This window comes from Streptosporangium sp. NPDC050284, from assembly GCF_044459525.1.
Lineage (GTDB): Bacteria > Actinomycetota > Actinomycetes > Streptosporangiales > Streptosporangiaceae > Streptosporangium.
On record NZ_JBITIZ010000011.1, the window covers coordinates 36,343 to 49,996 of the forward strand.

13 protein-coding genes are annotated in these 13,654 nt (G+C 73.2%); 4 read left to right on the plus strand and 9 right to left on the minus strand.

Annotation, left to right across the window (positions count from 1 at the left end; genetic code table 11):
* Position 1: 1 nt before the first annotated feature.
* Positions 2-844: an alpha/beta hydrolase gene (locus ACIBH4_RS24875; RefSeq protein ID WP_362517407.1), complete on the minus strand. Its 843-nt coding sequence runs from the start codon at positions 842-844 to the stop codon at positions 2-4.
* Positions 828-1,712, minus strand: coding sequence for an alpha/beta fold hydrolase (locus tag ACIBH4_RS24880; protein WP_362517411.1), 885 nt, complete (start codon positions 1,710-1,712; stop codon positions 828-830). The genes ACIBH4_RS24875 and ACIBH4_RS24880 overlap by 17 nt, the downstream gene beginning before the upstream one ends.
* A gap of 129 nt (positions 1,713-1,841) precedes the next feature.
* Here ACIBH4_RS24880 and ACIBH4_RS24885 point away from each other — a divergent pair, with 129 nt between their 5' ends.
* Genes ACIBH4_RS24885 through ACIBH4_RS24900 form a run of 4 tightly spaced genes read left to right on the plus strand, consistent with a single transcriptional unit; the run spans position 1,842 to position 6,263 of the window.
* Positions 1,842-3,029, plus strand: a complete 1,188-nt coding sequence (locus ACIBH4_RS24885; protein ID WP_362517414.1) for a CoA transferase — start codon at positions 1,842-1,844, stop codon at positions 3,027-3,029.
* On the plus strand, positions 3,026-4,024 hold the full coding sequence (locus tag ACIBH4_RS24890; RefSeq protein WP_362517417.1) for an NADPH:quinone oxidoreductase family protein: 999 nt from the start codon (positions 3,026-3,028) through the stop codon (positions 4,022-4,024). Before ACIBH4_RS24885 ends, ACIBH4_RS24890 begins: the two co-directional genes overlap by 4 nt.
* The gene (locus tag ACIBH4_RS24895) at positions 4,021-5,421 is read left to right on the plus strand and encodes an MFS transporter (RefSeq protein ID WP_362517420.1); all 1,401 of its coding nucleotides are present in this window, start codon (positions 4,021-4,023) and stop codon (positions 5,419-5,421) included. Before ACIBH4_RS24890 ends, ACIBH4_RS24895 begins: the two co-directional genes overlap by 4 nt.
* A gap of 20 nt (positions 5,422-5,441) precedes the next feature.
* Complete coding sequence (locus ACIBH4_RS24900; protein WP_362517423.1) at positions 5,442-6,263, plus strand: IclR family transcriptional regulator; 822 nt, start codon at positions 5,442-5,444, stop codon at positions 6,261-6,263.
* Here ACIBH4_RS24900 and ACIBH4_RS24905 read toward each other — a convergent pair.
* The 7 genes from ACIBH4_RS24905 to ACIBH4_RS24935 form a co-directional block, all read right to left on the minus strand.
* Positions 6,235-7,254: an amidohydrolase family protein gene (locus tag ACIBH4_RS24905; RefSeq protein ID WP_362517426.1), complete on the minus strand. Its 1,020-nt coding sequence runs from the start codon at positions 7,252-7,254 to the stop codon at positions 6,235-6,237. The two genes, ACIBH4_RS24900 and ACIBH4_RS24905, sit on opposite strands and share 29 nt — an antisense overlap.
* Positions 7,251-8,717 carry an AMP-binding protein gene (locus tag ACIBH4_RS24910; protein WP_362517429.1) on the minus strand — a complete coding sequence of 489 codons (1,467 nt, stop codon included), beginning with the start codon at positions 8,715-8,717 and terminating at the stop codon, positions 7,251-7,253. Before ACIBH4_RS24910 ends, ACIBH4_RS24905 begins: the two co-directional genes overlap by 4 nt.
* Positions 8,714-9,235, minus strand: coding sequence for a hypothetical protein (locus ACIBH4_RS24915; RefSeq protein ID WP_362517433.1), 522 nt, complete (start codon positions 9,233-9,235; stop codon positions 8,714-8,716). The genes ACIBH4_RS24910 and ACIBH4_RS24915 overlap by 4 nt, the downstream gene beginning before the upstream one ends.
* A 21-nt stretch (positions 9,236-9,256) precedes the next feature.
* Positions 9,257-10,834: an amidohydrolase gene (locus ACIBH4_RS24920; protein WP_362766488.1), complete on the minus strand. Its 1,578-nt coding sequence runs from the start codon at positions 10,832-10,834 to the stop codon at positions 9,257-9,259.
* The gene (locus ACIBH4_RS24925) at positions 10,831-11,247 is read right to left on the minus strand and encodes a RidA family protein (RefSeq protein ID WP_362766491.1); all 417 of its coding nucleotides are present in this window, start codon (positions 11,245-11,247) and stop codon (positions 10,831-10,833) included. The genes ACIBH4_RS24920 and ACIBH4_RS24925 overlap by 4 nt, the downstream gene beginning before the upstream one ends.
* A gap of 50 nt (positions 11,248-11,297) precedes the next feature.
* Complete coding sequence (locus ACIBH4_RS24930; RefSeq protein WP_362766494.1) at positions 11,298-12,728, minus strand: aldehyde dehydrogenase; 1,431 nt, start codon at positions 12,726-12,728, stop codon at positions 11,298-11,300.
* 104 nt (positions 12,729-12,832) lie between these two features.
* On the minus strand, positions 12,833-13,606 hold the full coding sequence (locus ACIBH4_RS24935; protein ID WP_362517445.1) for an enoyl-CoA hydratase-related protein: 774 nt from the start codon (positions 13,604-13,606) through the stop codon (positions 12,833-12,835).
* Positions 13,607-13,654: the final 48 nt, after the last annotated feature.

A 13,654-nucleotide genomic window follows, 5' to 3' on the forward strand; every position in this document is an offset into this window, starting at 1 on the left:
GTCACCGTCGTACCGGGGCGTGGTGGATGATGTCCGCCACCTCGGCCGGGGCGCCGGCGAAGACCGCGTGCCCCGCGTCGAGGGTCACCTGGACGAACTCGGTCGCGGGGGCCAGCTCGTCGGCGTGCCGGATCATCACGTCCTGGAGCGCGACGGGCAGCGCGCGGTCGCGGGTGGTGCGAACGTAGGTCCGGGGCACGGTCCCCCAGCGCTCGGCCGTGGCCCCGGTCGGGGTGGTGAGGAACGCCATCGGCTGGTCGGGGGTGAGGAGGGCGGCCATGGCCTGGAAGCCGGGGCGGTCGAGGTCGCTGAAGTAGGCCGCGTACAGTTCGTCCTGATAGGCGGGGTCGGTGCTGCGCGGGTCGATTCGCACCGCGCCGACGACCGCGGGATCGCCCAGGTAGAGCCCGCCGCCGAGCGCGCTCCGCGCCTCCGGCAGTGCCAGGTACGCGCCCGCAGGACCCAGCGAGGTGGGGACGAACGCGGTGACGTACACCAGGCCGGCCACCAGCTCGGGGGCGAGTTCGGCGACCCGGGTGGCGACCGTCCCGCCCATGCTGTGCGCGGCGACGATCGGCGGGGCGGCGAACCCGCGCAACCTGTCCACCACGTCCGCGGCCACGTCGTCGAGGCTCAGGTCCGCGAGCGGGGACACCTCCGTAGGCAGCGCGGCGACGTCTCCGCTGAGGTAGCTCGCCGGGAAGCGGGCCCGGGTGCCGTGGCCCACCAGGTCGAGCGCCAGGACGCGGCGGCCCGTGGCGGTCAGCGCCCCGGCGAGGGCCACCAGGTGCCCGGCCCCGTGCCAGGCCCCGTGGATCAGCACCACGTCACTCTTTTCGTTCACGCGACTCGACCTCCCGCCACATCTCCGTCAGCAGCCGCGTCAGTTCGGCGGGGCGCTCCTCCGGCACATAGTGCCCACACTCTTCCACCCAGTGGGCCGACACATCCGCGACGGCCTCCTGGACGGTGTCCAGCCAGCCGAGCCCGACGCCCTGCCGCGCGCCCACCACCAGCGCGGGCACCCGCAGCGGCCCGGCGGCGCACAGCTCCCGATTGTCGGCGATGTCGGTCGGCAGCGCCCGGTAGTAGCCCATGGTGGCACGCACCGCTCCGGGGGCGGCCAGGGCACTCGCGTAGACGTCCATGGCCGCGTCGTCGATCGCCCCGGTCACGTACAGGCCCACCGTGTCACGGCGGAACATGAACTCCAGATAGCCGCGCTCGCGGCCGGCGAGCAGGAACTCCGGCAGGTCGGGCACCATGTTGAAGCCGAAGTGCCAGGACCCGCCGGTCAGCGGGTTCGCCGCCGCGAGGCTCCCGCCAAGCCCGGGGATGCCCGCCTCGACGAACGTCAGGCTGCGCACCGACTCCGGGTGCAGCGCGGCGAGCGGGTAGGCGACCTGGCCGCCGACGTCATGGCCGACGAGGTGGTAGCGGGTCAGCCCGAGGGCGGCCATGAGCCGGGCCAGGGTGCCCGCCACCGTGCGCTTGTCGTACCCGCCGTCCGGTCGCGAACCGGCCCCGAAGCCGGGCAGGTCTGGGGCGACGACGGTGTACCGGTCGGCGAGCAGCGGCACCACCTCGCGCCACGCGTGGGCGGTCTGCGGCCACCCGTGAAGGAGGAGCACGGCCGGCCCCTGCCCCGCGACCACGCAGTTGATCACATGGCCCGGCAGCCGGACACGGATCGGAGAGAACCCTCTTGCCATGGCGACCATGGTGCCGGACCGAGGCCCGCTCGATATGGAGGCGTTCCCACCCAGCGGGAACGCGACATTGGGGCTGGAGCCGTGCGTTCCTACGGTCGCACTGCCGGGTAACCGCTGCTGGGAGGGTACATGATCGACTCGATGAGGGTGCTGAGTTTCTCGCACTTCGTGCAAGGGCCCGCGGCCTCGCAGTATCTGGCCGACCTCGGCGCCGACGTCGTCAAGGTCGAGCCGCCCGGCGGGTCGTGGGAGCGCAGGATCGGCAGCGCGGGGATCCGGGTCGCCGGGCGCAGCGTGACGTTCCTGTCGGTCAACCGGAACAAACGCTCGATCGCCGTCGACCTCAAGCACCCGGATGCCCTCACCGTGCTCCGACCGCTCATCGAGCGGGCCGACGTGCTGCTGGAGAACTATCGGGGCGGCGCCCTGGAACGGCTCGGCCTCGGGTACGAGGCGGTGCGCGCGATCAAGCCGGACATCGTCTACGCCTCGGCCAGCGGCTGGGGCTCTCGCGGTCCGATGGCCGGGCGGCCGGGGGTGGATCTGCTCGTGCAGGCACGCACCGGACTGGTGAACGTCACCGGCGACCACCCCACCGCGGCCGGCACACCCGTCGTGGACCAGCACGGCGCGGCACTGCTCGCGATGGGCGTGCTGGCCGCCTACGCGCGCAGGCTGACCACCGGCGAGGGCACGCGGGTCGAGTCGAGCCTGCTCGGCGCGGGGCTCGACCTGCAGGCGGAGTCACTCGCGCTGTACTACTCCGGCCGCAGGACCGAGGCGGACGTCCGTCGTCCCGCCGAGTCGGCGTGCTGGTCGATCGACGCCCCCTACGGCGTGTACCGGCTGCTGGACGCGTCGATGGTGATCGCGCTGAACGGGTCGGAGGACGACCTCGGCGACACGCTCGGCTCCCCCGCGCTGGCCGGCTACGACCAGGGGGCCAGGCGGTCCAAGCGGGAGGAGTACACCGCGGCGGTGGCCGGGGTGCTCGCCGGGATGACCTACGCGGAGGTGGCCTCCCGGCTGGAGCCGCGCGGATTCTGGTTCGAGCGGGTGGCCACCTACGACGACGTGCGTGACGACCCCCAGGTGGCTGCGGAGGGACTGCTCGCCGAGTTCCCGGTGGGCGAGGAGCGTGCGACCGTGCTGCGGCACCCGGTCCGCTACGACGGCGAGTTGCCCGGCCTGCGCACAGCACCCCCGGAACTCGGCGCGGACACCGTGGAGGTGCTGCGCGCGGCGGGGTTCTCCGCCGCCGAGGTGGACTGCTTCCTGTCTGCGGGCGTCGTGTCCGCCCCCGGGGGCGGCGAGTGAACGGGCGCGCGCTGGTCTGCGCCCGGCTCGGTGTGCCCGAGGACCTTGAGCTGGCCGACGTGGCGACGCCGAGCCCGGGGCCGGGCGAGGTGGTGGTCGCGGTCAGCCACGTGGGGCTGAACTTCCACGACACGCTGATCATCGCGGGCACACACGTGGTGAGGCCGGAGCCGCCGTTCTCTCCCGGTAGCGAGTACGCGGGGACGGTCGTGGCCGTCGGCGAGGGGGTCACGTCCGTGCGGCCCGGCGACCGCGTGGCGGGCAACGAGGAGTACGGGTGCGCCCGCGATGCCGTACTGGTCCGGGCGGACCGGGTCACCACGGTGCCCGGCGGCGTCACCGACCGGCAGGCCGCGGCGATTCTGGTGGCCTACTCGACCGCCTACCACGCACTCGTCCAGCGGGCCGGGCTGCGCGCGGGCGAGACGCTCGCCGTGCTCGGCGCCGCGGGCGGGGTCGGTTCCGCCGCCGTGGACGTGGGAAACCTGCTCGGCGCCCGGGTGATCGCGGGCGCCTCCACTTCGGAGCGGGCGGAGTCGGCCCGCCGACAGGGCGCGCACGAGACCTTCTCCTACGGCGGCGACGGCGACGCCAAAGTCGCGATCAAGGAGCTGACCGGCGGAGCGGGCGCGGACGTGGTATTCGACCCGGTGGGCGGTGCGGTGGCGGAGGCGGCGGTGCGCGCCGTCGCGTGGGGCGGCCGGTACCTCGTGGTCGGGTTCGCCTCCGGCGGCATCCCACGCGTCGGGCTGAACATCCCGCTGGTCAAGGGCTCCTCGGTGGTCGGGGTGTTCTGGGGCGAGTTCGTCCGGCGGGACCGGGCGACCCAGGAGCGGAATCTGCGCCAGATCTTCGACTGGGCCGCGGCCGGTCGGCTGCGCCACCACGTGCACGACGTGCTCCCGCTCGACCAGGGGCCGCGTGCCCTGCGCGAACTGGCCGACGGCCGGGTCCGGGGCAAGCTGCTGCTGCGGGCGGGTGGCCCTGCGGGATGACGAACGCCGTCCGACCGGACCGCGGGGCGACGACGACGCCGGCGGCGCTGACGGCGCTGCTCGCGGGCACCCTGCTCGCCCCGCTCAACTCCTCGATGATCGCGGTGGCGCTCGCGCCCATCCAACGCGATCTCGCCCAGCCGCTGGCCACGACGACGTGGGTCGTCACCGTCTTCTATCTGACCGCCTGCGTCTGCCAGCCGGTGCTCGGCCGGGTGGCGGACCGCGTCGGCCCGCGCAGGCTGTTCGTGGCCGGGATGGCGGTGGCGGCCGTCGCCTCCGCGGTGGCGGCCACGGCCACGTCGCTGCCACTGCTCGTGCTGTGCCGGTGCGTGCAGGCCGCCGGCGTGTCGACTGCGTTCCCGTGCGCGATGGTCGTCATCCGGCGGAACGGCGACGCGACGCGGCTGTCCACCGTCGCGACGGTCAACACCACCGCGGGGGCGGTCGGCCCGGTGCTCGGCGGACTGCTGACGTCCTGGGCCGGGTGGCAGGCCATCTTCTGGGTCAATCTGCCGGTCATGCTGGGAGCGCTGGTGCTCGCCTGGCGCGCGATCGGCCCCGAGGAACGGCGGCCCGCACGCGGAGGCCTGGTCCGCGCGATCGATCCGGCGGGGGTCGTCCTGTTCGCGGGGACGGTGATCGGCCTGCTGGATCTGATGCTCGCCCTCCCGAGGGTCTCGGTTCCCGGCTTGGCGACCGTGGTCGTCGCCGGGACCGCGTTCCTGTTCTGGGAACGGCGTACCGCCGAGCCGTTCGTGGACGTCCGCGCGCTCGCCGCGGCACCCGGGCTGGTGCCGGTGCTCGGCACGTTCACGCTGTTCAACCTGGCCTACTACGGCGCGTTCTACGGGCTGCCGCCGTGGTTGCAGACCGCCCTCGGGTTCGACGCGGCACACACCGGACTGTTGATCATGCCGATCGCGGCGACCAGCGTCGTGGCGACCGTGCTCGGCGGTCCCGTCATGCGCCGGCTCGGCATCGGACGGACCCTGCTGGCCGGCGGCGGACTGCTGCTGGCCGGCGTCGCCGCGATCACCACGTTCGACACCACGACGCCCGCGTGGGCTGTCGTGGTCGACGGCGTGGTGCTCGGCGTGCCGTACGGGTTGTGCAACCTCGGGTTGCAGAGGCTGATGTACGAGCGCGCGCCCACCGGCATGTCCGGCGTGGTCGGCGGTCTGTTCCAGTCGGCCCGCTACGTCGGCGCGATCCTCGCGGTCGGGCTGGTCGGCGCGTCCGCCCCCGGCGACCCCGCCATGCCCGTCGACCCGCGTGCGCTCGCGGTGGCGATGACCGCCGTCGCGACGGCCGTGATCGTCATACTCGCCCTTGACCTGCGGCGATCTCGAAACGATGAGGTACTATCCATGCACCGGACGGCTGATCCGCGATGACTCGACCCACGATTGTCCCCATGAGCGCACCCCGAGACGCCCACAAGCCTGGCCGGACGGTGTCCAGCCGGGTCTTCGCCCTGCTCAACGCCTTCTCACCGGAGCGGCCCGCGCTCCGCCTCGTCGAACTGACCGCCGTCACCGGGCTGCCGGTCTCGACGGTGCACCGTATCGCGGCCGAACTGGTCGAGCTGGGGGCGTTGAAGAAGGAGCGCGACGGCGTCTACCGGATCGGGCTGCGCATGTGGGAGCTGGGCTCGCTGTGCCCGCAACCGCGCACGCTGCGGGACGTGTCGCTGCCGTTCATCCATGATCTCTACGAGACCACGGCGGAGAACGTCCACCTCGCGGTGCTCGACGGCGACGAGGTCCTCTACGTCGAACGCGTGTGGGGGCACCGCTCGGTCGACGTGGTCAGCCGCGTCGGCGGGCGCTCTCCGCTGCACGCCACGGGGGTCGGCAAGATACTGCTGGCCCACGCGTCGCGCGAGCTGCAGCAGGCCGTGCTGACAGCCGGGCTGAAGCGCTACACCCCGCACACCATCGTCATGCCCGGCCTGCTGATGCGGTCGCTCCAGGAGATCCGCGCGACCGGCATCGCCCGGTGCGCCGAGGAGCTGTCGCTGGGCACCGTGTCCGTGGCGGCCCCCATCCACGGGCCCGACGGCAAGGTCGTGGCGGCGCTCTCCGTCGTCTCGCACACCGTCACCCGTACGCGGTCACTGGCGGCGGTGGAACCCGCGCTACGGCTGGCGGCGAAGTCGATCTCCCGTGAGCTGGCCAAGGGCTACACGAGCGGGCAGGCCGGCACCGTCACTCCGATCCGGTCAGCAGCGCGGTAGCCGTCCCCGCCAGGACGGCCGCGGCGTTCCCCGGCGCGAGCCCGAGCGCCGCGACCGTACCGAGCGGGTCGGTGTCGGCGAGTTCGAACGGATAGTCCGTGCCGACGAGCACGTGGTCCACGCCGAAGTCCTCGACGAGCCGTCGCAGCAGCGGGGTCGAGAAGGTGGCGGTGTCGTAGTAGAGGCGGCGCAGATAGTCGCTCGGTGGACGCGGCGTGGTCCTGGCGACCGGTTTGCGCGACCAGCCGAGGTCCAGCCTGCCGAGCAGGGACGGCAGGCACCCGCCGCCGTGTGCCAGGCACAGCGACAGGTCGTGCCTTTCCAGGACTCCGCCGAGCACGAGCCGTGAGACGGCGAGCGCGGTTTCCATCGGGAAGCCCGCGAGCTGAGGTAGCCAGTAGTCGGCGAGCCGCGGGCCGCCGGGGGCGCTGTTGGGGTGCAGGAAGACGAACGCCCGGCGCTCCGCGAGGAGCTCCCACAGCGGCTCGTGCACGGGATCGTCCAGTTCCGCACCGAGGCCGCGGGTGCCGATGGCGATGCCCGCGCATCCCAGCTCGTCCAGACAGCGGCGGGCCTCGTCCGGTGCGGCCGGCGTGCCGAGCGGCACGTACCCGAGCGGGTCGAGCACCCCGCGGTGCCCGGCGAGGAGGTCGGCGAGCGCGTCGTTGCCTCGGCGGACCACGGTGAGGACGTCCCGCTCGTCGGCGACGTCGGCGCATGTCACGAACGGCGGCACCGACACGAGCTGGCGGGTGACGCCCATGCGGCGCATGTCCTCCAGCCGCTCGGCGACGTCGTACTGGGCGGGTGACAGCGGGATCGGCGCGTCCTTCGGTATCCCGGAAACCAGCGGGTCGATCCTGACCACGCCCGCGGCGAGGTCGGACAGGTCGGCGAGGCCACGGCCGGACAGCCAGGTCAGCAAGGACATCGGCAGCGCATGGGCGTGCACGTCGATCACCGGAGCGGGCACCGGCGTAACGTCGCTCATCCGGCCACCTCGGCGAGCCGGGCGCGGTCGAGCCGTCCCATGACGTCGCGAAGCAGCCGCTCGACCGGGAGGACCGCGTCGATCACGACGGGGGCGTCGCGCAGCGCGTCGCGCACGGCCTTCTCCGTCGTGTCCCACGACGCCGTGTCCAGCGACGCGACGTCCTCCACGAGAACGGCGACGCATCCGGGGCCGGTCGGGACGACCGCCGCCGGATGCCCGGTGTGTCGCGACACGGCGGCCTCCAGATCGTCCGGGCACACGTAGGCGTCTCCGATCCGCAATACGTCCTGGACGCGGTTGACGTGGTGAAGGCGGCCGTGGGCGTCGCGCCGGCAGACGTCGCCGGTGCGCAGCCAACCGTTCTCGACCGGCGTGCCCGAAGGGAAGGCGTAGGCGCGCGCGGTGGTCGGGCCCCGTACCCACAGCTCCCCCGCCTGCCCCACCGGGAGGTCACGGCCGCCGGGACCGCACACGCGGACCTCGGTACCGGGGAACGGCACGCCGAGCGAGGAGCGAAAGCGCGGGTCCAGGTGGTCGGCCGGGCGGGTCCACGCGATCGTCTTGGGCACCTCGACCTGGCCGAACACCCCGCACAGCACCTCGCCGAACAGCGCGTGCGCACGGTCGATCTCCTCGCCTGTGAACGAGGCCCCGCTGTAGACCACCAGCTCCAGGGACGACCAGTCGTGCCCGGCGGCACCGGGGTGGGCCAGCAGCGCGCGCAGCGCGGGCGGCATCGCCATCAGCACGGTCGGACGGTGCCGGACGGCGGCCTCCAGCAGCGCGTCAGGGCCGGGACGTTCCGGGACGACGAACGTCCCGCCCAGCATCAGCGTCGGCAGCACCATGTTGCCGAAGCCGCCGGACACCGACTCCGGGCACAGCACGCGCGGCCGTTCCGGCCACGGAAGGGTGTCGCGCAGCACGGTCGCCACCGCGCCCAGCGCACCGCCGGACAGCTCGACGCCCTTGGCAGGGCCGGTGGCGCCGGAGGTGAACGCCAGCCGTACCACCGCGCTCGCGGGCGCGGGCGTGCGTACGGCGATGCCGGGCTCCCCCGCGGCCGTCAGGTCGCGATCGGTCAGCACGCGTACTTCCGGACGTGCCCGCAACCACGCGTCCAGATCCGGGTCGCCCGGCTCGGCGAGCACGGCGTCCGGCGCGACGAGGTCCAGCCGCTCGGCCAGTGCCGCGCCGCGCAGCGCCCCCGGCGACAGCGCGGCCGAACGATGGCCCGCCACGTAGCAGGCGGCGTTCACCAGCCACTGCAGCGGGTCGTTGGGCCGGATCTGCAACACCGTGTCACCCGGCCGCAGGCCGGCCCCGGCCAGCGTGTCCACCACGCCCAGCACCAGCCGCTCCGCCTCGCGGTAGGTCAGCCCGGCGCTTCCGTGCAGGAACGCGACGTGGCCGGGACGCGCGCGCAGCGCGTCGAGCACCAGGTCGCCGATCGCCGTCACAGCCGTTCGTCCGGCATGACCGTGCCGCAGGATTTGCAGGTCCTCGCCACGACGTCGCCGTAGAACCGCTGGTAGGCGCCTGCCACCGGGTCGGTGCGGTAGTCGCTCACGTGGACGGCCTCCTCGTGGAGGAACTCATCGCAGGCGGGACAGAACCAGCGGAAGCGGTCCAGCTCGCCCGGCCGCCGCAGCCGTTCGATGACCAGCACGAACGCGTCCGGCGCGAACCGGGGCGAGTGGGCGATGCCGGTCGGTGTGAAAATGGTCCCGCCCTCGGGGATCACCGCGATGTCCGAGCCACCCTCCGGCTTGCGGTAGTGCAGGTCCATGGAGCCTCGCACCATGAACATCACCTCGTCGCTCGGGTTGAGGTGGAACTCGCTGCGGTATTCGCGGCCACGGGCGAGGAAGGCGAGCGACTCGCTCTCCTGCCACAGCACCTTGACCCGTTTGCCGCTCTCCTGCAGTTCGCCGGCCGCCTTGCGCAACTCGACGATGGGCATCTGGCTGGGGTGCATGGTTACCTCCTGATGTGCTGCTCAGCCGAGCAGGCCGGTGTCGTACACGATCTGGCCGCCGACGACGGTCATCAGGACCTCGGTCGCGCGGAGTTGGTCGTCGGGCGCGGTGAGCGGGTCGGCGCCGAGCACGGCCAGGTCGGCGAGCGCGCCCACGGTGAGCCGGCCCTTCACCTCCTGCTCCCCGGTGTGCGCGGCGCCGGACGTGGTGTAAAGGCGCAGGGCCTCCGCCCGGGTGACCGCCTGCGCGCGCCCCACGACGTCGTCGGCCGCGTCTCGCCTGGTCGTCATGGCGTAGATGTTCTGGAACGGGTCGAGGGCGTTGATCGGATAGTCGGTGCCGGCCGCGACACCGTCGAGCCCGAGGCCGTCCACGAGGTCGCGCAGCGGCACGGCGGCCTCGGTGCGGGCGTCACCGAGGTGACCGGTGATGGCCGCCCGGTTGCGCCACAGGAACGGGATCTGCGCGGCCACCTGGACGCCCAGCGCACGGGCGCGGGCGATCTGGTCGGGCTGGATCAGGCTGGCGTGGATGAGCACGTCCGGCAGGAGGCCCCGATGCCGGGTGGCCGCATAGACATCGAGCGCGACGTCGATCGCGGCGTCGCCCACCACGTGCGTGCCGACCGGCCAGCCCGCGCGGTGCGCCGCGCCGACCAGCTCGGCGAGCCGGTCCCGGTCGGCGATCAGCTCGCCGTGATAGCCGGGACGGGAGCGGTACGGCTCGCGCGTGGCCGCCGTACCGAGCGTCATACCACCGTCCACCTGGAGCTTTATACCCCGGGTGAGGTAGTGCCTGCCAATGGGCGCGGGCGGGCCAAGGGCCAGCGCCGCCTCCCAGTCCGCGATCTCGACCGACGGGTTGAGCTCACCGGTCGGCGTGACCATCGCGGCCACGCGGAGCGTGGACCGTCCGTCCACGGCCAGCCCGCGCACCGCCTCGACGTCTTCCGGCGGTAGCGCGCCCGCCACGACCGAGGTGACGCCGCACCGGTTGAGCGCTCGCATGGCGACGGCGAGCTGGGCGGCCCGCTCCTCGCGGGACCAGGCCGGTACCACCCGGGCGACGGTGTGCATGGCGCCCTCGACCAGCCTGCCGTCGTGCCCCTCCGGGTCGATGCCGGCCCGTTCCAGCGCGGCGGTGCTGGCCGTCGCGGCGTGCCCCTCCGGCAGATAGACCGGGCGTCCGCCCGCCGCGCGGTCCAGCTCGCGCCGGTCGGGCCCACGGCCCTCGGCGAGCTGGAGCGCCGGGTTCCACGGCTGTCCCCGCACCCATGCGCCGGGCTCGCGGGTGGCCGCGAGGGTGGCGATCCGGTCCAGTGCGGCGTCCAGCGTGCGGACGCCCGCGAACGACACGGTGTACCCGTCCATGCCCGCGTTCTCGAAGTGGCAGTGCGAGTCGATCAGCCCGGGGATCACGGTGCGGCCCGCGAGCCGTACCACCCTGGTGGACGGGCCGGCCAGGTGTTCGACGTCGGCGCCCGAGCCGACCGCGGACACCCGGCCACCGGTCACCGCGACCGCCTCGGCGACCGTGCCGCGCGCGTCCAGCGTGTGCACCCGGCCGCCGAGCAGGACCAGGTCGGGCACCACGGTCATGGTCGGATCACGGCGGCGACGCACTCGACCTCGACCTGCACGCCGGTGCGGTGCGGGGTCGCGACGACCGTGGTCCGCGCGGGGAAGTGCGGGGCGCCCTCGAAGAACTCGCGGTAGACGGCGTTGAACACCGGGAAGTTCGCCACGTCCCGCACGAAGCAGGTGCACTTGAGAATGGACTCCCGGCTACCGCCCGCCGCCTCGACGACCGCGACCAGGTTGACGAGCGTCTGCCTGACCTGCTCGGCGAAGTCGTCGGAGACGACGGTGCGGGTCTCCGGGTCAAGCGGCCCGGTGCCCGAACAGTAGATGGTGTCGCCGTGCACGATCGCCTGGGAGAGCGGTGCGGCCGTACCCGTGGAGAAGCCCACGGTGGGTGCGTTGCGGGTGCTGACGGCTCGGATGTCGGTCATTGTCTGCTCCTTGCGAGTCGGACGCGCGGGTCGCGGTGAGGCGGCCCCCGTCACGAGATCTCCATGATGACGGCCTTGGGTTCGGTGAAGAACTCCCGGCTGTACGTGCCGCCCTCGCGTCCGACGCCGGAGTTCTTCGCGCCGCCGAAAGGCGCGCGAAGGTCTCTGACGAAGAAGCAGTTCGCCCAGACGGTGCCGACCCGCAGCGCGCGTGCGACACGGTGGGCGCGGGAGAGGTCCTGGGTGAACAGCATGGCGTTCAGGCCGTACGGCGTGTCGTTGGCCGCCGTCACCGCCTCCGCCTCGTCGTCGAACGGGAGCACGACCACGACGGGCCCGAAGATCTCCTCCTGGGTGACCCGGTCGCGCTGCCCCGCGTCGACCACCACGGTCGGCCGCACGGCCCACCCCTCGCCCAGACCGCCCGTGTGCAGCCGCGCGCCGGCCGCCGTCGCGATGTCGAGGTAGCCGGCCACCTTCGTGAAGTGCTCGTGGGAGGACAGCGGGCCGATCTGCGTCGCCTGATCCTTCGGGTCGCCGAGCACGAGCGCGTCGGCCGCGGCGGTGAACCTGGCCAGGAACTCGTCGTACACCTCGCGCTGCACATACAGCCGGCTGCCGGCCAGGCAGACCTGCCCGCTGTTGCTGAAGATCGCCCGGATGGACCAGTCGACCGCCTGGTCGAGGTCCGCGTCGGCGAAGACGATGTTGGCGCCTTTGCCGCCCAGTTCCAGGCTCACCGGGGTCAGGTTGGCCGCCGCGGCCCTGGAGATCAGCCGGCCGGTGGCGGACTCGCCGGTGAAGGTGATCCGGTCGACCAGCGGCGACTCGGTCAGCGCCTGGCCCACCGAATTCGGCCCGAACCCGTGGACGACGTTGAGCACGCCCGACGGCAGGCCGGCCTCGATCGCCAGCCGGGCCAGGATGGTGGCCGAGGCGGGCGACTGCTCGGCGGGCTTGAGCACGACCGTGTTCCCCCACGCCAGCGCGGGCGCGACCTTCCAGCTCGCCATCATGAGCGGGAAGTTCCACGGCGCGATGGCGGCCACCACGCCCGCGGGATCGTACTGGGTGTAGGCGTGATGCCCTGCCGGCATCGGGAACGTCTCGGCGGGGGTGATCTGGGCGTGGTCGGCGAAGAACCGGAAGTTCCGCGCCGCGCGGGGGACGTCGTGGCCCGCGGTCTGGGTGATCGGCTTGCCCATGTCCGCGGTGTCGGCCGCCGCCAGCTCGTCGACGTGCTTCTCCACCAGGTCGGCGAGGCGGTGCATGATCGCGCCGCGCTCGGCGAAGCTCATCCGCGGCCACGGGCCCTCGTCGAAGGCCGAGCGCGCGGCGCGTACGGCTCGCCCGGCGTCGCCGGCCGAGCCGAGAGCCACCGTGGCCCACGGCTCCCGAGTCCACGGGTCCACGGACTCGAACGTCGTCCCGTCGGCCGAGGCGATCTCCTCACCCGCGATGACGTGCCCGAACGATTCCACTGCCGGTCCTCCTCTTTCTCGCTGTGTCGTAAACTCTCGGCGTGCGACCGGCGCACGCTCAACGGGCGCTTTCCACTCGGTGGGAAACCCGGTGTGAAACACGGTCAGCGGCCACGCACCGCGCGCGACCACTCCGCCCACCGCCGCCCGAACTCGGGCGAGCGCACCGCCCGGATCTGCTCGTCGATCTCCCGGTCGACCGCCTCCGCGAACCCGCCGTCGACCGCCGCGGCGATCAGGCGCTTGGTCGCCCTCGCCGCCTCGGGCGGCGCCGCCGCGAGCTGCTCGGCGCGATCGAACGCCTGCGTGAGCGGGTCGGCCACGACGACGTCGAGCAGGCCGATCCGCACGGCCTCCTCCGCCGCGACCTTCCGCCCGGACAGTGCCAGCTCCGTCGCCCGCGCCGCGCCGACCGCCCGCGCCAGCAGCCACGACACGCCGAAGTCGGGGACCAGCGCCATCTTGATGAACGGGCTGGCGAACACCGCGCCCGGCGAGCCGATCCGCAGGTCGCACGCGAGGGCGAGGGCCATCCCCGCGCCGACGGCCGCACCGTCCACGGCGGCGACGGTCGGCGCGTGGAACTCCAGCAGCAGTTCGGCGATGCGGAACTCGCGGGTCATGCGCTCCCGCGCGTCCTGCGGCGACTCGTTCCCCAGGTCGCCGATCGCGTCCAGGTCGCCGCCCGCGCAGAACGCGCCGCCGCGACCGGTCACCACCAGGACCCGGACGGCGGTGTCGCCGTCCAGCTCGCGCAGCACCTCGGGCAGCCCGTCGAGCAGCGTACGGTCCAGCGCGTTCCGGCGGTGTGGCCGGTCCAGTTCCAGCAACGCGACCCCCTCGGCGGGGAAGGTCACCCGTAGTCCACGTACGTCCATGGCTCAGAGCTGACCGGACGGGAGGCCCGGTGACCAGGACCGGTTCTC

Excerpts from the sequence above, each read along its gene's own strand:
- ACIBH4_RS24925 (WP_362766491.1), bottom strand. The coding sequence starts at position 11,247 with ATGACCGACATCCGAGCCGTCAGCACCCGCAACGCACCCACCGTGGGC.
- ACIBH4_RS24895 (WP_362517420.1), top strand. The coding sequence starts at position 4,021 with ATGACGAACGCCGTCCGACCGGACCGCGGGGCGACGACGACGCCGGCG.
- ACIBH4_RS24920 (WP_362766488.1), bottom strand. The coding sequence starts at position 10,834 with ATGACCGTGGTGCCCGACCTGGTCCTGCTCGGCGGCCGGGTGCACACG.
- ACIBH4_RS24880 (WP_362517411.1), bottom strand. The coding sequence starts at position 1,712 with ATGGCAAGAGGGTTCTCTCCGATCCGTGTCCGGCTGCCGGGCCATGTG.
- ACIBH4_RS24915 (WP_362517433.1), bottom strand. The coding sequence starts at position 9,235 with ATGCACCCCAGCCAGATGCCCATCGTCGAGTTGCGCAAGGCGGCCGGC.
- ACIBH4_RS24935 (WP_362517445.1), bottom strand. The coding sequence starts at position 13,606 with ATGGACGTACGTGGACTACGGGTGACCTTCCCCGCCGAGGGGGTCGCG.
- ACIBH4_RS24900 (WP_362517423.1), top strand. The coding sequence starts at position 5,442 with ATGAGCGCACCCCGAGACGCCCACAAGCCTGGCCGGACGGTGTCCAGC.
- ACIBH4_RS24905 (WP_362517426.1), bottom strand. The coding sequence starts at position 7,254 with ATGAGCGACGTTACGCCGGTGCCCGCTCCGGTGATCGACGTGCACGCC.
- ACIBH4_RS24885 (WP_362517414.1), top strand. The coding sequence starts at position 1,842 with ATGATCGACTCGATGAGGGTGCTGAGTTTCTCGCACTTCGTGCAAGGG.